The sequence below is a fragment of the Paraburkholderia bryophila genome (genome assembly GCF_013409255.1).
Classification (GTDB): Bacteria; Pseudomonadota; Gammaproteobacteria; order Burkholderiales; family Burkholderiaceae; genus Paraburkholderia.
In genome coordinates this window covers 2,379,127-2,397,397 of record NZ_JACCAS010000001.1, presented here as the reverse complement: position 1 = coordinate 2,397,397, position 18,271 = coordinate 2,379,127, and the positions used below count along the sequence as shown (strand labels likewise).

16 protein-coding genes are annotated in these 18,271 nt (G+C 62.8%); 8 read left to right on the top strand and 8 right to left on the bottom strand.

The genetic code is table 11. The features are described 5' to 3' along the window. Positions 1 to 37: 37 nt before the first annotated feature. From GGD40_RS10570 to purU, 5 genes are all read left to right on the top strand, one after another. Positions 38 to 2,041, top strand: coding sequence for a monovalent cation:proton antiporter family protein (locus GGD40_RS10570; RefSeq protein WP_179744923.1), 2,004 nt, complete (start codon positions 38 to 40; stop codon positions 2,039 to 2,041). A gap of 137 nt (positions 2,042 to 2,178) precedes the next feature. After that, a complete protein-coding gene (locus tag GGD40_RS10565) occupies positions 2,179 to 2,745 on the top strand; it encodes an adenine phosphoribosyltransferase (protein ID WP_179743644.1) in 567 nt (188 codons plus the stop codon). 112 nt (positions 2,746 to 2,857) lie between these two features. After that, positions 2,858 to 3,472, top strand: a complete 615-nt coding sequence (locus tag GGD40_RS10560; protein ID WP_105510895.1) for a LysE family translocator — start codon at positions 2,858 to 2,860, stop codon at positions 3,470 to 3,472. Between the two features lie 46 nt (positions 3,473 to 3,518). Beyond that, positions 3,519 to 4,370, top strand: a complete 852-nt coding sequence (locus tag GGD40_RS10555; RefSeq protein WP_179743642.1) for an NUDIX hydrolase — start codon at positions 3,519 to 3,521, stop codon at positions 4,368 to 4,370. A 121-nt stretch (positions 4,371 to 4,491) separates the two neighbouring features. Then, on the top strand, positions 4,492 to 5,361 hold the full coding sequence (gene purU, locus GGD40_RS10550; RefSeq protein ID WP_179706990.1) for a formyltetrahydrofolate deformylase: 870 nt from the start codon (positions 4,492 to 4,494) through the stop codon (positions 5,359 to 5,361). A gap of 111 nt (positions 5,362 to 5,472) precedes the next feature. Here purU and GGD40_RS10545 read toward each other — a convergent pair whose 3' ends face one another. The 4 genes from GGD40_RS10545 to uvrA form a co-directional block, all read right to left on the bottom strand. Then, positions 5,473 to 6,726 carry a PepSY-associated TM helix domain-containing protein gene (locus GGD40_RS10545; protein ID WP_179743640.1) on the bottom strand — a complete coding sequence of 418 codons (1,254 nt, stop codon included), beginning with the start codon at positions 6,724 to 6,726 and terminating at the stop codon, positions 5,473 to 5,475. Between the two features lie 222 nt (positions 6,727 to 6,948). After that, the gene (locus tag GGD40_RS10540; RefSeq protein ID WP_179706986.1) at positions 6,949 to 7,935 is read right to left on the bottom strand and encodes a hypothetical protein; all 987 of its coding nucleotides are present in this window, start codon (positions 7,933 to 7,935) and stop codon (positions 6,949 to 6,951) included. 144 nt (positions 7,936 to 8,079) lie between these two features. Further along, on the bottom strand, positions 8,080 to 9,165 hold the full coding sequence (locus GGD40_RS10535) for an AI-2E family transporter (RefSeq protein ID WP_179706984.1): 1,086 nt from the start codon (positions 9,163 to 9,165) through the stop codon (positions 8,080 to 8,082). 34 nt (positions 9,166 to 9,199) lie between these two features. Further along, positions 9,200 to 12,073, bottom strand: a complete 2,874-nt coding sequence (uvrA, locus tag GGD40_RS10530; RefSeq protein WP_179743638.1) for an excinuclease ABC subunit UvrA — start codon at positions 12,071 to 12,073, stop codon at positions 9,200 to 9,202. A gap of 321 nt (positions 12,074 to 12,394) precedes the next feature. Here uvrA and GGD40_RS10525 point away from each other — a divergent pair, with 321 nt between their 5' ends. Together GGD40_RS10525 and GGD40_RS10520 are read left to right on the top strand one after the other, a co-directional pair. After that, positions 12,395 to 13,582, top strand: a complete 1,188-nt coding sequence (locus tag GGD40_RS10525; RefSeq protein WP_179706983.1) for an MFS transporter — start codon at positions 12,395 to 12,397, stop codon at positions 13,580 to 13,582. Between the two features lie 122 nt (positions 13,583 to 13,704). Then, positions 13,705 to 14,253: a single-stranded DNA-binding protein gene (locus GGD40_RS10520; protein ID WP_179706981.1), complete on the top strand. Its 549-nt coding sequence runs from the start codon at positions 13,705 to 13,707 to the stop codon at positions 14,251 to 14,253. Positions 14,254 to 14,409: 156 nt separating this feature from the next. Here the strand turns inward: GGD40_RS10520 and arsH are convergent, their stop codons facing one another. Genes arsH through GGD40_RS10500 form a run of 4 tightly spaced genes read right to left on the bottom strand, consistent with a single transcriptional unit; the run spans position 14,410 to position 17,464 of the window. Next, positions 14,410 to 15,174, bottom strand: a complete 765-nt coding sequence (gene arsH / locus GGD40_RS10515; protein ID WP_179743636.1) for an arsenical resistance protein ArsH — start codon at positions 15,172 to 15,174, stop codon at positions 14,410 to 14,412. 12 nt (positions 15,175 to 15,186) lie between these two features. Then, positions 15,187 to 16,014 (bottom strand): arsenate reductase (glutaredoxin), encoded by an 828-nt coding sequence (gene arsC, locus GGD40_RS10510; protein ID WP_179743634.1) that lies wholly within the window; start codon positions 16,012 to 16,014, stop codon positions 15,187 to 15,189. A gap of 9 nt (positions 16,015 to 16,023) precedes the next feature. Next, positions 16,024 to 17,085 (bottom strand): ACR3 family arsenite efflux transporter, encoded by a 1,062-nt coding sequence (gene arsB, locus GGD40_RS10505; RefSeq protein ID WP_179743632.1) that lies wholly within the window; start codon positions 17,083 to 17,085, stop codon positions 16,024 to 16,026. A 46-nt stretch (positions 17,086 to 17,131) separates the two neighbouring features. After that, positions 17,132 to 17,464: an ArsR/SmtB family transcription factor gene (locus tag GGD40_RS10500; protein ID WP_179743630.1), complete on the bottom strand. Its 333-nt coding sequence runs from the start codon at positions 17,462 to 17,464 to the stop codon at positions 17,132 to 17,134. A gap of 399 nt (positions 17,465 to 17,863) precedes the next feature. Here GGD40_RS10500 and GGD40_RS10495 point away from each other — a divergent pair, with 399 nt between their 5' ends. Further along, positions 17,864 to 18,220 carry a DUF4148 domain-containing protein gene (locus GGD40_RS10495; protein ID WP_179743628.1) on the top strand — a complete coding sequence of 119 codons (357 nt, stop codon included), beginning with the start codon at positions 17,864 to 17,866 and terminating at the stop codon, positions 18,218 to 18,220. Positions 18,221 to 18,271: the final 51 nt, after the last annotated feature.

Below are 18,271 nucleotides of genomic sequence, written 5' to 3'. Positions count from 1 at the left end.
TGACGAACGAGGACGCTTTACCGATGCGTTTCTGCCGATGATTTCCCCCCTCGAAATGACGCTGTTCCTGCTGCTGGCATCGGTGGCGGGCGTGGTGATCTTTCGCTTCCTGAATCTTCCGCCGATGCTCGGCTATTTGTCGGTGGGGATCGTTGTCGGCCCGCATGCGTTCGGTTTGATCCCTGACTCGGCCGGCGCGCAGAACCTCGCCGAATTCGGCGTGGTGTTCCTGATGTTTTCGATCGGGCTGGAGTTTTCGCTCGCCAAGCTGCGTTCCATGCGCCGGCTCGTGTTCGGCCTCGGCCTGTTGCAGGTGATCGGCACGATCGCGGTGGCGGTCACGCTCGGCTTCGTGCTGGAGCGCTGGGTGCATATCACGTGGCAGGCGAGTGTGGCGCTGGGCGGTGCGCTGGCCATGTCGTCGACGGCGATCGTCAGCAAGATGCTGGCGGAGCGGCTCGAAATCGAAACCGAGCACGGCCGCAATATCTTCGGCGTGCTGCTGTTCCAGGATCTGGCGGTGGTGCCGCTGTTGATCGTGATCGCGGCGCTCGGCGGCGATTCCAAAGACCTGGTGAGCGCGCTCGGCCTCGCTTCGATCAAGATCGTCGTGGCGTTGGCGCTGCTGCTGATCGTCGGGCAGCGCTTCATGACGCGCTGGTTCAATGTGGTCGCGCGGCGCCGGTCGCAGGAACTGTTCATTCTCAATCTGCTGCTGGTCACGCTCGGCTCGGCGTTCATCACCGACAAATTCGGTTTGTCGCTCGCGCTCGGCGCGTTTATCGCCGGTATGTTGATCGCCGAGACGCCGTACCGGCATCAGGTGGAAGAGGACATCAAGCCGTTTCGTGACGTGCTGCTGGGGCTGTTCTTCGTTACCACCGGCATGCTGCTGAATCCGCGCGTGATCTGGGAGCATCCGTTTATCGTGCTCGGCTTCCTGGTCGGGCCGATCGTGCTGAAGGCGGTGATGGTGACGGGGCTGTCGCGCCTGTTCGGTGCGTCGCCGGGTGTCGCGATGCGCACCGGTATCGGCCTCGCGCAAGCCGGCGAGTTCGGCTTCGTGCTGCTGAATCTGATTCTCGACAAGCATCTCGTCGACGCCACGCTGCTGCAGGCGATTCTCGCGGCGATGCTGCTGTCCATGCTGGCCGCGCCGTTCCTGATCCAGAACGCGGACCGGATCGTGCTGCGCTTGTCTTCCACTGAATGGATGATGCAGTCGTTGCAAATGACGCGCATCGCCACGCAGAGTTTGAAACAGAGCGGTCACGTGATCATCTGCGGATACGGCCGGGCTGGGCAGAATCTGGCGCGCATGCTCGAACACGAAGGGCTCTCGTACGTCGCGCTCGATCTCGATCCCGATCGCGTGGCGGCGGCCGCGGCGGCCGGCGAATCGGTCGTGTTCGGCGACGCGGGGCGGCGCGAATCGCTGCTCGCCGCCGGTATCCATCGCGCGGCCGCGATTGCGATTACCTACGCGAATACGCCGTCCGCTTTGCGCGTACTGCACAACATTCACGAGCTGGAGCCGACGCTGCCGGTGATCGTGCGCACCGTCGATGACGCCGATCTGGAAAAGCTGCTGGCCGCCGGCGCGACCGAGGTGATTCCTGAAATCGTCGAAGGCAGTCTGATGCTGGCGTCGCATACGCTGGTGCTGATGGGCGTGCCGATGCGGCGAGTGGTGCGGCGGGTCGAGGAAATGCGCGACGAACGCTACGCGCTGCTGCGCGGTTATTTCCACGGCGCCGACGACGTGGAAGACGACGACGGCCACGAACAGGTGCGGCTACAATCGGTGCCGGTCGACGAAAATGCCGACGCGGTGGGCCGTACGCTTGCTGAAGTCGGGTTGTTCGAGCTGGGCGTCGAAGTGACGGCAATTCGCCGGCACGGCATTCGCGGCGTCGAGCCGGACCCGTCCACCAAGCTGCGCGCGAGCGACATCGTGGTGTTGCGCGGTTTGCCCGAACAGTTGGCGAGCGCCGAGGAACGGTTGTCGAAGCACCGCCGCGCGGGCGCCGCCGCGGCATAGGTGTGGAATGAGGCAGGTGGCAGGCGGCGCGTGCCGTGAGCTTGCGACGCCGCCCTTGCTCACCCAGCACCAGGGTCCCGCCCGACCACCCCGATTTCGCTTTTCATCGGACCTGACAAGGTCCATCCGGAGACACCATGTCCAACGCGCTCCCGAGCGCGCCGCTCGATGCGGCCGACTACATCAAAAGCCACATTCGCACGGTGCCCGACTGGCCGCAACCGGGTGTGCAGTTCCGCGACATCACGCCGTTGCTGCAGGAGCGCAAGTCACTGCGCGTGCTGATCGATCTGTTCGTGCAGCGCTATATCGATGCGAAGCTCGACTACATTGCCGGGCTCGATGCGCGCGGCTTCATCATCGGGCCGATTCTCGCGTATGAGCTGAACCTCGGCTTCATACCGATCCGCAAGGCGGGCAAGCTGCCGTACAAGCGGGTTTCGCAATCGTACCAACTCGAATACGGCAGCGCGACCGTCGAGATTCACGAGGACGCCTGCAAGCCGGGCGACCGTGTCGTGATCGTCGACGATCTGATCGCCACCGGCGGCACGATGCTGGCCGGCAAGATGCTGCTCGAACGGCTCGGCGCGGTCGTGGTGGAAGGCGCGGCGATCATCGATCTGCCTGAACTCGGCGGCTCGAAGCTGCTGCGCGACGGCGGCTTGTCGCTTTATACGGTGACGGGATTCGACGGTCATTGAGCCGTTGCAGTGAGTTTGCCGCGAAGCGTGCTTCGCACCGTGCGTTGAACGATACGTTGAACCACGCGTTGAACCAGTGTCTTTCCTGAACACCATCACGAAGGTCAGAACGATGCCCAACTTCCTGCTGTTTCTCGCCACGTCGATCGCGATCACCATGGCGCCCGGTCCGGACAATCTGCAAGTGCTCGCACGCGGCATTTCCCAAGGCCGCGCGGCGGGTCTCGTCGCCGCGCTTGGCTTCGCGGCCGGCATCACGTTTCACACCACGCTGGCCGCGCTTGGCGTCGCCGCGTTGCTGCGTTCGTCGCCGGTTGCGTTCGAGGTGATCAAGCTGGCCGGCGCCGCCTATCTGGTCTGGATCGGCATCAAGGCGCTGCGCAGCCAGGGCCTCGCGACCGCGCACGAACGCGCGCCGCAGCCGTTGTCGACCGTGTTTCGCCAAAGCGTGCTCGGCAATCTGCTGAACCCGAAGGTGACGTTGTTCTTCGTCGTGTTCCTGCCGCAGTTCGTGAAGCCGAACGGCACGCAAAGCGTCACGCTGCAAATGCTCGAACTCGGCGTGCTGTTCATGTTGCAGACCGTGGTGGTGTTTTCGCTGTTCGGCGTGTGCGCGGGGATGATCGGCGGCTGGTTGAAGCGCCGGCCGCGTGTGGGCGTGTGGCTCGACCGTCTGGCGGGCGCGACCTTCATTGCGATTGGGATTCGCGTCGCGCTGCGCGATTGAACACGCGATCGACGCGTGATTGAACACAGTTAGTCTGGAGTTTTGCATGACTTTGCCTTCCCTCGTCGCCGCGCGCCGCTTCGACCCGCACGCGCATCTGCCGTTCTGGATCGACGCCGAACAGGTCGGCTGGATTCGTTCGAGCGATGTGCCCTTGCTCACGCGCTGGCCCGATGTGTTCGAGATCGACAGCGCACGCGTGACGCTCAAGTCCGCGTTCGACACGGTCGATCTGCGCAGCGCGGCGCTCGGCTCCGTGATCGGCTCGCTCGCCGCTGAAGGCCGCATTCCTGGCTGGCGCAACGAGACCTACGCGATCCGCAACGCGTTCGACGCGCCGCCTCTCGCGTATATCGAGCGCGCGGCCTCGCGCTTCTTCGGCACGCAGACGTACGCGGTGCATCTGAACGGCGTCGTAGAATATGCGGATGGCGGCGCGCCGCAGTTGTGGATCGCGCGCCGCAGCGACACCAAGGCGACCGATCCGGGCATGCTCGACAATGTCGTCGCGGGCGGGATCGGCTGGGGCTTCGGCGTCGAGGCGACGATCATCAAGGAGTGCTGGGAAGAAGCCGGCATTCCCGAGGAAATCGCCGCGCGCGCCGTGGCAGGTCGCACCGCGCATGTGCTGCAATCGTTGCCAGAAGGCACGCAGGCCGAACAGATTTTCATCTACGACCTCGCGCTGCCCGCCGATTTCACGCCGCGCAATCAAGATGGCGAAGTGGGCGAGCATCGCCTCGCGCGCATCGACGAAGTCGCGCGCTGGATCGAAGAAGACGCCATGACGGTCGACGCGAGTCTCGCTACGCTGGACTGCCTGCTGCGCCGCCGCTGGATCGATGAAGAAGCGTGCGCCGGTATCGAAGTCCTGTTCACGCCGCCGGTGCTTGCATAAGATAGACGCTCGCGCCGCGTGGCGCGGCCGATGCACGCTGCGCCGAAAATCCCTCGGGGCGGCCGCATCGAGCCGCACACACTGAATAAACCACGCATTGAAGAAGGGAGTCATCCAGGTCATGTCGACCGATCACAGCTTTATTCTCAAACTGTCGTGCGCCGACCGGCCCGGCATCGTCCATGCGGTATCGGGCTTTCTGTTCGAGCGTGGCAGCAATATTCTCGACTCCGCGCAGTTCGGCGACAGCCGCACCGGCGAGTTCTTCATGCGCGTGCATTTCCAGCAGGTGGGCGGCGATCCGGGTCTGGAGGCGCTGCGCGCGTCGTTCGTGACGCTTGCTGAACAGTTCGGCATGCGTTGGGAGTTGCACGACGCGTCGGTGAAGCCGCGCGTGGTGATCATGGTGTCGAAGATCGGCCATTGCCTGAACGATCTGCTGTTCCGCTATCGCACCGGTCAACTGGGTATCGAGATTGCGGCCATCATCTCGAACCACAAGGAGTTTTATCAGCTCGCCGCCAGCTACGACGTGCCGTTCCATCACTTCCCGCTGATGGGCGCCACGCCCGACGCGAAAGCCGCGCAGGAAGCGCGCGTGCTCGAAGTGATCGACGAGCATCAGGCCGATCTGGTGGTGCTCGCGCGCTATATGCAGATTCTGTCGCCGAAAATGTGCGAGGCACTAGCCGGCCGTGCGATCAACATTCACCACTCGTTCCTGCCGAGCTTCAAGGGTGCGAAGCCGTATTACCAGGCGTTCGACCGCGGCGTGAAGCTGATCGGCGCGACCGCGCACTACGTGACGACGGATCTCGACGAAGGTCCGATCATCGAGCAGGAAGTGGAGCGCGTGGACCACAGCATGACGCCGGAGCAACTCACGGCGATCGGCCGCGACGTCGAATGCGTGACGCTCGCGCGTGCGGTGAAGTGGCACGTCGAGCATCGCGTGGTGTTGAACGGTAGCAAGACGGTGGTGTTTCGCTAGAAGCGGTTGATGTGTCGGCGAGGCGAGGACTAAGCGTGCCTCTCCTCCGCAACGCTGCTGTTAGCTCAGGCAGAAAAAAATGCGCCGGATTATTCCGGCGCATTTTTTGTTTCAGGACTGCGCGGCCGAGCGGCCCGTGTCCCGCGCGACATCCGCAGTTTGGGCGTTTCGTGCGTTTTGTGCGTTCTGTGACGAACGCCGCCGCGCATTCAGCTTCTTCAGCCAGATCAGCAGTCCCGTCGCGCTCAGCACGGCGACCGCGATACCCAGCGCGCTGATCAGAATCCGTCCGCCCAGGCCGAGAATGCGTCCGGAGTGCAGCGGGAATTGCACCTGCGTGAAGATATCGCCGGCGGTGCCCTTGCCCGGAATCAGCTTGCCGAGCGGCTTGCCGGTGGCGGCGTCCCAATACATCCACGGGTTGCCCAGGCCGATATCGCCGTGGTCGTTGCCGGGCGTATAAAAGCCCACGCCGTATGCGTGCAGGAATTCCGCGTAGTACACGCCGCCGGGCGGCGCCTTCAGGTTCTGCGCTTTGCCGGCCTCTTCAGCCAGTTGCACGATGCGCTCGCGGCTCAACACGGAATCGCCGGGTTGCGGCGGACGCAGAATTTCCGGGTTGTCGATCGGATTCGGCGTGAGCGTCGAGAACATCGAGACCACCGGCCGCACCACCGGCCCGGACAGATTCATCGACACCGAGGTCAGCGCGACGATCATCAGCAGCCCCCAGATCCAGACGCCGCCGGAGCGGTGCAGATCGAAGGTGAGCGCATAGCCGCCGCGCTTCAGGCGAAACGCGAACGACTTGCGCCAGGCCTTGAAACTCGGAAACGACAGCCACAGCGCGATCACGCTATCGAACAGCCAGATGATCCCGACGATGCCCATCAGCCACGTGCCGGTGTCGATACCGCCGGTGAACGGCAGTTGCAGCGTGTAGTGGAATTTGTAGATGAACGGGATCAGGTCGATCCGCGCGAGCGAGACGACGCCCCATTCGCGGCGGCCCTGGATTTCGCCGGTGGCGGGGTCGACGGCGATCTGAGTGAAGTCGAGCGGGTAGGGCTGTCTGGTCGCGGGATCGATGCGTGGCAGCACCATCATTTGCAGCGTATGGCCGGGTTCGGCGACGAGCGGCAGATACGTGACCTGCAGACGCGGGTCCGCGGCTTCCACACGACGCGCCAGTTCCAGTCCCGACAGCGCGGGCGCGGCGGTATGAGCCTTGAAGAACGATGGATTCAGTGCCGCATCGAGTTCATGGTCCCACGCGATGATCGCGCCGGTGAGGCCGGCCATGAATAGAAATAACGCGGTGGCGACGCCGATCCAGCGGTGAAGGCGAACGAACTGGCGCCTCATGCGCAAGCCGGCTGGACAAAGGGAAACGGCAGGCGGAATATCACGACCAGGATTGGGTGTAAATAGGAATTGTTCTCATCTTACGGGAAACTTGCAGTTGGCGGCAAGTTTCCCGTTGATGCGAGGCATCTTGGCGGTGTTTGAGCGATGGTCAGGGTTTCAGAGGCCGGCCGAACCCGCATTCCGTGTGCTGCCCGCCTGGAGGGCCTGTTTTTAGATTTCCTAGGCCCGAGGAATGTCGTCAATCTCCGCGTGCAAGGCCATGATGCGGTAACTCAATGCACCGTTCTCATCCTGTAGTCGTCGAAGATCACCCTGCAGCTTTTGCAGTTTGTACTGCGTGTCCGCAGACGGGTGATCGCTCATGCGTAGGGTGGTTTCGAGAACGTTGATCTCGTGCTGCGTTGCCTGCCCCAACTGTGTTCCATCGTCACGGCGCCTCCGCAATTGCGTTAGCTCGTTTTGCATAGTCTGTCGGAGTTGATGCGCTTCTCGTAGCAGGCTTTCCATCTGCCCCTCGTAGCCTTGTGCGACATGCTGGGTTCGTTCCAGATTCCTTTGCGCTTGTTGTCGCCGCATCGTGAGGTCCATGCCCGGATTTTGAGAACGCTGGGTCTCGGCATCGATCGTTGCCAGTTCATTCTCCGCTTGCCGCCGTTCGGCCAAGGCGTTTTCGAGCTGTCCTCGCGCGCGATTAAGCTGCATTTGCAGCGCCCGTCCACGCGAGCCGCCTTTCAGCCCCACCTCGTCGTGACGTTCGTAGTCGCCGTGTGTGTTCAGCCTGACGGGGATGCCCGGCTTTGTCGGGTTGTCTGGCCGGTAGACCCGTTCCGTCCGGTTGTCGCGATCGTGGCGGATGGCATAGGTATTCACGCCGTCGCTGATATAGCGCCGCCCGTTCTCGTCGATCCGGACGCCCGGTTTGACGGGATCGGGATGGAGTTTGCCGCTGGGCTCGCTAGCGTAGGACGCAGGTAACGCGCCCAATGCGCGCGACATGATGTCGACGCCGGTTCTCAAGTCTGGGGACGGTGTCGCCGGCTCATGTTTGCCGATGCCCTGTGGCTGCGCCCCGTTGTACCGGTCGTGGTCGGTTCGTGGCATCGCGCCGACCTTCTGGTGATCGAAGGTCTGCCCGGCTTGCTGGCTATCCTGCGGCGACTGACTCGCCCATGCGCTGGAATCGGTACTGGGGATCGAAATAAACATATGCTCACCTCGCCTCGCTGTTGAGAACGTCCACGCCAATGCGTGGACAGGCTCATGACAACCGATTCGCCGGAGGTCGAGGTGGTAAGTAAATGTAGTGATCGAGTTTGCGTGCGTGGCGGCCCAGCCGCCCGCGAGCGTGCCTCAAACCAGCCGCAAATAAATCAATTCCCGCTTGATATACGCGTAGAAAATCGGCGCGGCGACCACGCCGGGAATACCGAACGCCGCTTCCATCACCAGCATCGCGATCAGCAATTCCCACGCGCGCGCCTCGATCTGGCCGCCGACAATACGCGCGTTCAGGAAGTACTCGAGCTTGTGAATCAGGATCAGGAACACGAGCGACATGACCGCCGCCGGAAAGCTCACCGACAGCGCCACTGCGACGATGATCGTGTTCGAGATCAGATTGCCGATCACCGGCAGCAAGCCGACGATGAACGTGACCAGCACCAGCGTTTTCGACAGCGGCAACGTGTCGTGGAAGATCGGCAGGATCACCAGCAGGAAGATGCCGGTGAAGGTCGCATTGATCGCGGAGATCTTCACCTGTGCGAACACGATGCGGCGGAATGCGTCGGCGAAACGCGTGACGCGCGTGATGAACGCCGTGGACAACGGCAGCCGGTTCATATGCTTCTGCGCGCCGACCGCGATGATCGCGCCGATGATCATGCCGATCAGAATATGCGTGAACGCGCGCGCCGCCGTCTTGCCGCTTTGAGACAGCATGTTGGCGTGCGTGGTCATCAGTTCGGTGGCCCGGCTCTTCATCTGCTCGGTGTCGACCGGCAGATAGTTGGCGATGAACTGCGGAATGCGGCCGCGCGCCTCGTCGACGAGCTGCATCGCCTGGTCGAGCAGGTTCTGCACGCTCGGCACGTCGTTCTCGAAATGCGCGATGATGCCGAGCGTGAGCCCGGTCAACGCGCCCACGATCACCACCGACAAAAACACCACCGCGAGCCAGCGTGCCCGCTTGCTCGACATGTGACGCTCGATGCGCGGCGCGATGGTATGCACGAGCTGGAACACCAGCAGCCCGGCGAGCAGCGCGCCGAGCAGCCTCAGTTCGATCACCGCCCACATGCCGAACAGCATCAGCGCATAACTGCCGATTTCGACCGCCGAAAGTTTCGGCAGGCTCATGTCGCTAGTCAGCCTGACCGGGCGTGGGCGTAGGTCCTGCACTTGCCCGTCGTCGCGCGCCTGATTCCGCTTGGCCATGGCTTATTCCGTCTCCAACCCGTGAAGTGCAGCGTTACTTTTTGCTGGCGGCCCGTTTCAGCAAGGGCGCCAGATACTTTCCGGTAAAACTTGCTTTCGACTTTGCCACTTGCTCCGGCGTGCCTTGGGCAATGATCTGACCGCCACCCGCACCGCCTTCCGGACCGAGGTCGATGACCCAGTCGGCGGTCTTTATTACATCGAGATTATGCTCGATGATCACGACAGTATTACCCTGGTCACGTAACCGATGGATGACTTCCAGCAGCAGCGCGATATCGTGAAAGTGCAGGCCGGTGGTCGGCTCGTCGAGAATGTATAGAGTGCGACCCGTGTCGCGCTTGCTCAGTTCCAACGAGAGTTTGACCCGCTGCGCTTCGCCGCCTGACAGCGTGGTCGCCGACTGGCCCAGGCGGATATAGCCCAGACCCACGTCCAGCAAGGTTTTCAGCTTGCGCGCGACGACCGGCACCGGCTTGAAGAACTCGTAGGCGTTTTCCACCGTCAGGTCGAGCACTTCGCTGATGTTCTTGCCTTTGTATTGAACGTCCAGCGTTTCGCGGTTGTAGCGCTTGCCGTGGCAGACGTCGCAAGGCACGTACACGTCCGGCAAAAAGTGCATCTCGACCTTCAGCACGCCGTCGCCCTGGCAGGATTCGCAGCGGCCGCCCTTGACGTTGAACGAAAAACGGCCCGGATCGTAGCCGCGTTCTTTTGCCGCAGGCACGCCGGCGAACAGTTCGCGGATCGGCGTGAAGAGGCCCGTGTAGGTGGCCGGGTTCGAGCGCGGTGTGCGGCCGATCGGCGACTGGTCGACGTTGATGACCTTGTCGAAATGCTCGAGGCCTTCGATCGACTCGTACGGCGCCGGCTCCGCGGACGACCCGTACAGGTGATGCGAGACCGCGAGGTACAGCGTGTCGTTGATCAGCGTCGATTTGCCCGAGCCGGACACGCCGGTCACGCAGGTGAGCAGGCCGACCGGCAGATCGAGCGACACGTGTTTCAGATTGTTGCCGTACGCCTCAACGATGCGCAGACGCCGTTCGTCGGGCTCCTTGCGTTCGTCCGGATACTCGATGTTGAGCGCACCGGACATGTACTGCCCGGTCATCGACGCCGGGTTCGCCTGCACCTGTTTCGGCGTGCCTTCGGCGATCACCATGCCGCCGTGTTCGCCCGCGCCGGGTCCCATGTCGACCACGTAGTCGGCCATGCGGATCATGTCTTCGTCGTGCTCGACGACGATCACCGAGTTGCCCAGGTCGCGCAGATGCTTGAGCGTGGCGATCAGCCGGTCGTTGTCGCGCTGATGCAGTCCGATGGACGGCTCGTCCAGCACGTACATCACGCCGGTCAGGCCTGAGCCGATCTGCGACGCGAGGCGAATGCGCTGCGCCTCGCCGCCCGACAGCGTTTCCGCGCTGCGTTCGAGCGACAGGTAATCGAGCCCGACGTTATTCAGGAACATGAGCCGCGCGACGATTTCCTTGACCACCTTGTCGGCGATCTCGCGCTTCGAGCCTTCCAGACGCAGCGTCTGGAAATAGCCGAGCGCGTCGCGCAACGGCCAGCCGCTGATTTCGAAGATGCCGCGCGCGTCGCTGTCCGAGCCGATCCGCACGAAGCGCGCTTCGCGGCGCAGCCGCGTGCCGGCGCAAGCGGGGCAGGGCTGGTTGTTCTGATACTTGGCGAGCTCTTCGCGCACCGCGACCGAATCGGTCTCGCGGTAGCGCCGCTCCAGATTCGGGATGATCCCTTCGAACACGTGCTCGCGCACCGACGTGCGGCCGCGTTCGTTGATGTACGAGAACGGAATTTCCTGCTTGCCCGAACCGAACAGCAGGATCTTGCGGACCTTCTCCGGCAGATCTTCGACCGCCATGTCGATGTCGAACTCGTAGAACGCCGCGAGACTCTGCAGCATCTGGAAGTAGAACTGGTTGCGCCGGTCCCAACCCTTCACCGCGCCGGCCGCGAGCGACAGCGACGGATGCGCGACCACCCGCTTCGGATCGAAGAAGGTGATCTGGCCGAGGCCGTCGCATTCCGGGCACGCGCCCATCGGGTTGTTGAACGAGAAGAGCCGCGGCTCCAGTTCCTGCAGCGAATACGAGCAGATCGGGCAGGCGAACTTCGAGCTGAACAGCTTCTCTTTGTCGGTGTCCATTTCGAGCGCGATCGCGCGGCCGTCGGCGAGGCGCAGTGCCGTTTCGAACGATTCGGCGAGGCGCTGCTTCATGTCCGGCCGCACCTTCAGTCGGTCGACCACGACGTCGATGGTGTGCTTGTCGTTCTTTTTCAGCTTCGGCAGCGCGTCGACTTCATAGATCTTCGCGACGCCTTCGTTGGCGGTGCCGCCGCCCGAGCGCACGCGGAAACGGATAAAGCCCTGCGCCTGCATTTCCTCGAACAGTTCGACGTGCTCGCCCTTGCGGTCGGCCACCACCGGCGCGAGGATCATCAGCTTCGTTTCTTCGGGCAACGCGAGCGCCGCGTCGACCATCTGCGAGACGCTTTGCGCCTCCAGCGGGATTTCGTGATCCGGACAATACGGCGTGCCGACCCGTGCGAACAGGAGCCGCAGATAGTCGTGAATTTCGGTCACGGTGCCGACCGTGGAGCGCGGATTGTGCGAGGTCGCTTTCTGCTCGATCGAGATTGCCGGCGACAGGCCTTCGATCAGATCGACGTCCGGTTTTTCCATCAACTGCAGGAACTGGCGCGCATAGGCCGAAAGACTTTCGACGTAGCGCCGCTGTCCTTCCGCATAGAGCGTGTCGAACGCCAGCGACGATTTGCCCGAGCCCGAAAGGCCCGTAATGACGACGAGCTTGTGACGTGGAAGATCGAGGTTGACGTTCTTCAGGTTGTGGGTGCGAGCCCCACGAATACGGATTTGTTCCACGGATTTATTCCATGAACTGGCGGAAAGAGGAAGGGGCTAAACCTGCTACTATAACGACTTTTCAAGACCGCCGTTACGGCTTCCTGACAGGCTGAAGAAGCACTGAGGCAAGCTGTAAGGCAGCGGTTCAGCGCCGCGGGGAAGAGGTCTAACTGGGGCCGTTCCTCGTGAGTACAAGGCACCGCGAGGCGTCAGTGGGAGTGCTGCAAGGCCGTCGGCTCGAACGCCGCGCCGCATGCTTCCCGCCGTCCCACGGTAAGCCGCCCGCTGGTGGCCGCCCTTCGGCGATGTGCCGCCCCGCTCATTCAAAGAACGCTCCCGATGTCCAATCCGTCCGCAACATCCTCACGCATGAGCGCGCCTGAACTGCGCGCGACCGTGTCGCTGGCCGCCATCTTCGCGCTGCGTATGCTCGGTCTGTTCATGATCATGCCGGTGTTCTCGATCTACGCGAAAACCATTCCGGGCGGCGACAACGTGCTGCTGGTGGGCATCGCGCTCGGCGCGTACGGCGTCACGCAGTCCATGCTCTACATCTTTTACGGCTGGGTTTCCGACAAGATCGGCCGCAAGCCGGTGATCGCGATCGGTCTGCTGATCTTCGCGCTCGGCAGCTTCGTCGCGGCGGGCGCGCACGACATGACGTGGATCATCGTCGGCCGCGTGATTCAGGGGATGGGCGCGGTGTCGTCGGCGGTGATCGCGTTTATCGCCGACCTCACGTCCGAAGAGCATCGCACCAAGGCGATGGCGATGGTCGGTGCCAGCATCGGCGTGTCGTTCGCGGTGGCGATTATCGGTGCGCCGATCGTATTCCAGTGGGTCGGCATGAGCGGTTTGTTCACGCTGGTCGGCATCTTCTCGATTCTGGCGATCGGCCTGGTGCTGTGGGTCGTACCCGACGCGCCGAAGCCGGTGCATGTGCGCGCGCCGTTCGCCGAGGTGCTGCATAACGTCGAACTGCTGCGTTTGAACTTCGGCGTGCTCGTGCTGCATGCTACGCAAACCGCGCTGTTCCTCGTCGTGCCGCGCATTCTCGAAGCAGGCGGCTTACCGGTCGCGTCGCACTGGAAGGTTTATTTGCCGGTCATGGGGCTGTCGTTCGTGATGATGGTGCCGGCGATCATCGCCGCCGAAAAGCGCGGGAAAATGAAAATCGTGCTGCTGTCGGCGATCGGTCTTATCCTGATCGGACAGTTGTTATTGGGCGTCGCTCCGCATACGATTCTGAGTGTGGCAGCGATCCTTTTTGTGTACTTTCTCGGCTTCAATATCCTTGAGGCGTCACAGCCTTCGCTGGTGTCGAAACTGGCGCCGGGCACCCGTAAGGGCGCGGCGGCCGGCGTGTATAACACCACGCAGTCGATCGGCCTCGCGCTGGGCGGGGTGGTTGGCGGCTGGCTGCTCAAGGTGGATGGAGCGAGCGCAGTATTCTTTACCTGCTCGGGGCTCGTGTTGTGCTGGCTTATAATCGCCGCCAATATGAAACAGCCGCCGCGCAAGGCGTAGCTGAACACCCAGAACTCACCCGGCGGCGGGCAGAGGCGCAGTTCTGGTCTCGGGCCTGCCGGCCATGAGACGCGAACCGTGTCGTACCGCGCCGCCCGCAACGGAATCAACAGGAGAAACTCATGGCATCCGTGAACAAGGTCATTCTCGTCGGCAATCTCGGAGCCGATCCGGAAGTCCGTTATCTTCCGAGCGGCGACGCAGTGGCGAACATCCGCCTTGCAACGACGGATCGGTACAAGGACAAGGCGTCCGGCGAAATGAAGGAAGCGACCGAATGGCACCGCGTGTCGTTCTTCGGCCGCCTCGCGGAAATCGTCAACGAATATCTGAAGAAGGGCTCGTCGGTGTACCTGGAAGGGCGCATCCGGACCCGTAAGTGGCAAGCGCAAGACGGCACGGACCGCTATTCGACGGAAATCGTCGCCGAGCAGATGCAAATGCTGGGCGGCCGCGGCGGCGCGATGGGTGGCGGCGGTGACGAAGGCGGTGGCGGTTATAGCCGTGGTGAGCCGTCGGAACGTAGCGGCGGCGGCGGTGGTGGTGGCCGCGCTGTGTCGGGTGGTGGGGCTTCGCGTGGCGGCAGCGGTGGTGGCGGCGGTGGTGCTAGCCGTCCGAGCGCGCCGGCTGGCGGCGGCTTTGATGAGATGGACGACGATATTCCGTTCTGAGGTCCCGTAACCAAAAACTGTAAAGATCAGCCCCGCCTTTGTGCGGGGCTTTTCTTTTTGTATCCGGGATTCAGGGGCATTTCCTGACCTGCAGCATTTGCAGGAGCGGATGCGCGAGCGCTCAGGTGGCCCATCGGCTCCGATCGGTCGGGCGCGTTACTCGACTTCACTGTCGTCGGTGTCGGCGTTCCGTGCGCTGTGTTCATGAGCCATGGCCGCGCTGACGAGCGCAGTAACGGCTGCCGGGGCCCTCTGCTTGCGTTCGCTATAGCGGTCGGTCAGATAGTCCGAACGGTCGCGCACGAGGAGCGTGAACTTGTACAGTTCCTCCATCACGTCGACCACGCGATCGTAGTACGACGACGGCTTCATGCGGCCGTTCTCGTCAAACTCCTGGAATGCCTTCGCCACCGAACTCTGATTGGGGATCGTCACCATCCGCATCCAGCGCCCAAGTATGCGCAACGCGTTGACGGCATTGAACGACTGCGAACCACCCGAAACCTGCATGACGGCCAGCGTGCGTCCCTGCGTCGGGCGGACACTGCCGGAGTCGAGCGGCAGCCAGTCGATCTGGTTCTTGAATATGCCGGTCAGCGTGCCATGCCGCTCGGGGCTACACCACACCTGTCCTTCGGACCAGATCGACAGCTCGCGCAGTTCGACCACCTTCGGGTGGTCGGCCGGGACGCTATCAGCGAGTGGCAGATCCTGTGGCTCGAACACCTTCGTTTCGGCTCCGAACTGGCGGAGGATGCGCTCGGCTTCGAGCGTCAGTAACCGGCTATAGGACGTCGGGCGCAACGAGCCGTAAAGCAGCAGGATGCGAGGGGGATGTTGCGATACCGCCTGCGGTCTCAGCTTCGCAAGATCCGGGGTATCGAGATGGGAGAGGCGGATGTTCGGTAAGTCTGATTGCATCGTGTGGATGAACTACAGGGTAATGGCACGCGAGAGCAGCGTAGCTGTCGCGGGACACAGGTCGGTTGCCTGACGGGTTGCGAGGATTGTTGCCGGCGCGGCGTCGCGCGCGGCCGGCTTGAATCCCGCCTTCTCGAAGAGCGCCGTCGCGTTGGTGGTGAACAGCCAGGCCTTACGGGCACCTGCATCGAACGCTTCGCGCAGCAGTACGGCGATCAGGTTGCGGCCGATGCCTTTGCCGCGGTGTTGCGGCTCTACGATGACCGAGCGGACCAGCACATCGCTGCCGTACTGTTCGAATCCCCCGTAGCCTACGTGTGAGCCGGCAAGCGTGCTAAACGCGAAGAAGCTGCGGCCCGCTTCGTCAAGGTCGCTGCCCGGCAGATCGACGTCCCGCAACGCATTGACGAACCCGGCATCGTTGCTGGCGATCGCGCGTGCGACGATGAACGGCACGCCTTCCTCCTTCAGCACCTCGTGCTCCGGGGCACGATCCAGCAGCCCGGTCACGGCGTCCGAAGGCCGGCAAAGGCGCGTGCCACGCGGCGTCGCGACAATCGGCCTGTTCATCAGGATCGGATGGGCAAGCATCGCGTCGATCAACTGGGCATCGCTCAATGCTGGATCCCCGAGCCCAAGTTCCTTGTAGGGCGTACCTTTGATGCGCAGCACGTCCCTGACTGCCATGCCGGTGTCTGCGATGAGCCGCTCGAGCGTTGCGCGGTCAGGTGGCGTCTTGAGATATTCGATGACCTGCGGGTTCTCGCCAGCCTCACGCAGCAGCGCAAGCACATTGCGCGATGTTCCACAGTCGGGGTTGTGATAGATGGTGACGCTCATGGTCGATCCTCAATACGCTTCGTACCAGCGCTGCGAGCGGTTCACGACGGCTACGACCAGCAGCATGACCGGCACCTCGATCAGCACGCCGACGACGGTCGCGAGCGCAGCGCCCGACTGGAAACCAAACAGGCTGATGGCGGTTGCCACGGCCAGTTCGAAGAAATTGCTTGCGCCGATCAAGCTCGACGGACCGGCCACGCAATGCGCGACGCCGAGCTTGCGGTTGAGCAGATAGGCGAGGCCCGAGTTCAGGAACACCTGGATCAAAATCGGCACGGCGAGCATCGCGATCACCAGCGGCTCATGCACGATGGCCTGCCCCTGAAACGCGAACAGCAGCACGAGGGTCGCGAGCAGCGCACAGATCGAATACGGGCCGAGGCGGGAGACCGCGCGCCTGAAATGTGCCTCGCCCTTCGCGAGCAGCACGCGACGCAGAATCTGCGCGATCGCGACTGGGACGACGATGTAGAGTCCTACCGACGCGATGAGCGTATCCCACGGCACGGTGATGGCCGACAGCCCGAGCAGCAGTGCGACCATCGGCGCGAACGCGACGATCATGATCGCGTCGTTGAGTGCAACCTGTGACAGCGTGAAGTACGGATCGCCTTTGCACAGCTGCGACCAGACAAATACCATCGCCGTGCACGGCGCGGCCGCGAGCAGGATCAGGCCTGCGATGTAGCTGTCCAGTTGCGCGGCCGGCAGCCAGGCGGCGAACACATGGCGCACGAAAATCCAGCCAAGCAAGGCCATCGAAAACGGCTTGACGAGCCAGTTCACGAACAGCGTGACGCCGATGCCGCGCCAGTGACCCTTGACCTGCGCCATGGCGCCGAAGTCGATCTTGATCAGCATGGGGATGATCATGATCCAGATCAGCACGCCGACGGGCAGATTGACCTGCGCGACTTCCATGCGACCGATGGCCTCGAAGACTGACGGCGACCACTGCCCCAGCGCAATGCCCGCGACGATGCACAGCGCAACCCAACCCGTCAGGTACCGCTCGAAGAAACCCATGGCGGGACGCGCAACGCGGGACACGGAATCAGCGCTGCTCATTCGATTCTCCTGTGGGACGTCGCCCCGACGTGGCCGTGCCTACGCTTCATGTCGGATCTCCACAGCATGGCGACGCGTCGTTCACTGCGCAGGGGGCTCCCGCACAGCAGTTCTCGGTGAGGAATCCGACGAGTCCGTTCATTGCTTCGAAGTTGGCCGAATAGAAAATGAAACGACCCTGCTGGGTGCCGGTAACGAGGCCGGCGTGGGACAGATCCTTAAGGTGGAACGAAAGACTGGACGGCGAAAGGCCGATCTGCTGCGCGATCTCGCCCGCCGGCATGCCTGCCGGGCCGGCTACGACGAGCACGCGGAAGATGGCCAGCCGCGATTCATGAGCGAGCGCACCGAGTGCGCGTACGACGAGGTTCGAGTCCATGGCGAGATGATAGGCTCATTGATTCGATGTTTCAAGTAATATTGAAACAACGGTTCGCACGTAGCAATTGGCGACGCGGTCCGGCGCTCTCTTGGAAATTCTCTGATACCTGTACGTCGTCGACGTGCTCGAACGATCCCGCGTCGCGCACGACAAGCCCTCCCTTCCCCAGCCGCTCAACACCAGCGCATTCCGCGCCCTCCCTGACGCATTTCGCGACGCACGGCGTCAACCGGTCGCAAGTGGCTGGAGGCAATCCGCCGATACGCCGACTATTCGTCTGTCGCACGAATTGATGTGAGGCGCAGGCCGAAAGGCAAGTCGCGGAAAAGAGGCAGCCCCACCTCGCGATCGCCAGAAGCCATCAAGCTATTTTCAATTAATCAAGGAATCTTAATCATGTCCAAGATGCTCGTAGGTATCGCTCTCGCCGTCGCCACCCTTGGCGCACCGGTTCTTAGCTTCGCCCAATCGAACGCACCGCTCACCCGTGCGGAAGTCCGGGCCGATCTGGTTCGTGTCGAACAAGCCGGCTACAGCCCGAACCGCGGCAACGACATCGACTACCCGGCCGATATTCAGGCCGCCGAAGCAAAGATCGCATCGCAAGGCGATCGGCAACTGGCCATGCAGGCTGTCGGCGGTGTTGCGCAAAACGGCAGTAGCGCTTCGGGATCGATGTCCCACACGTCGATGACGATGCACTCGAATTGCGTCGGCCCGGTCAGCTTCTGCAACGTGTTCTTCGGTAGCTAAGTGGCGTGGTGCGCCGATCCTGCGCCCGCTGTCATGCGCAGGATCGCCAGC

Excerpts from the sequence above, each read along its gene's own strand:
- GGD40_RS10545 (WP_179743640.1), bottom strand. The coding sequence starts at position 6,726 with ATGAGGCGCCAGTTCGTTCGCCTTCACCGCTGGATCGGCGTCGCCACC.
- GGD40_RS10500 (WP_179743630.1), bottom strand. The coding sequence starts at position 17,464 with ATGGACTCGAACCTCGTCGTACGCGCACTCGGTGCGCTCGCTCATGAA.
- arsB (WP_179743632.1), bottom strand. The coding sequence starts at position 17,085 with ATGAGCAGCGCTGATTCCGTGTCCCGCGTTGCGCGTCCCGCCATGGGT.
- GGD40_RS10495 (WP_179743628.1), top strand. The coding sequence starts at position 17,864 with ATGTCCAAGATGCTCGTAGGTATCGCTCTCGCCGTCGCCACCCTTGGC.
- GGD40_RS10555 (WP_179743642.1), top strand. The coding sequence starts at position 3,519 with ATGACTTTGCCTTCCCTCGTCGCCGCGCGCCGCTTCGACCCGCACGCG.
- purU (WP_179706990.1), top strand. The coding sequence starts at position 4,492 with ATGTCGACCGATCACAGCTTTATTCTCAAACTGTCGTGCGCCGACCGG.
- GGD40_RS10570 (WP_179744923.1), top strand. The coding sequence starts at position 38 with ATGATTTCCCCCCTCGAAATGACGCTGTTCCTGCTGCTGGCATCGGTG.
- GGD40_RS10535 (WP_179706984.1), bottom strand. The coding sequence starts at position 9,165 with ATGGCCAAGCGGAATCAGGCGCGCGACGACGGGCAAGTGCAGGACCTA.
- GGD40_RS10525 (WP_179706983.1), top strand. The coding sequence starts at position 12,395 with ATGTCCAATCCGTCCGCAACATCCTCACGCATGAGCGCGCCTGAACTG.
- GGD40_RS10560 (WP_105510895.1), top strand. The coding sequence starts at position 2,858 with ATGCCCAACTTCCTGCTGTTTCTCGCCACGTCGATCGCGATCACCATG.
- arsC (WP_179743634.1), bottom strand. The coding sequence starts at position 16,014 with ATGAGCGTCACCATCTATCACAACCCCGACTGTGGAACATCGCGCAAT.
- GGD40_RS10565 (WP_179743644.1), top strand. The coding sequence starts at position 2,179 with ATGTCCAACGCGCTCCCGAGCGCGCCGCTCGATGCGGCCGACTACATC.
- GGD40_RS10540 (WP_179706986.1), bottom strand. The coding sequence starts at position 7,935 with ATGTTTATTTCGATCCCCAGTACCGATTCCAGCGCATGGGCGAGTCAG.
- arsH (WP_179743636.1), bottom strand. The coding sequence starts at position 15,174 with ATGCAATCAGACTTACCGAACATCCGCCTCTCCCATCTCGATACCCCG.
- GGD40_RS10520 (WP_179706981.1), top strand. The coding sequence starts at position 13,705 with ATGGCATCCGTGAACAAGGTCATTCTCGTCGGCAATCTCGGAGCCGAT.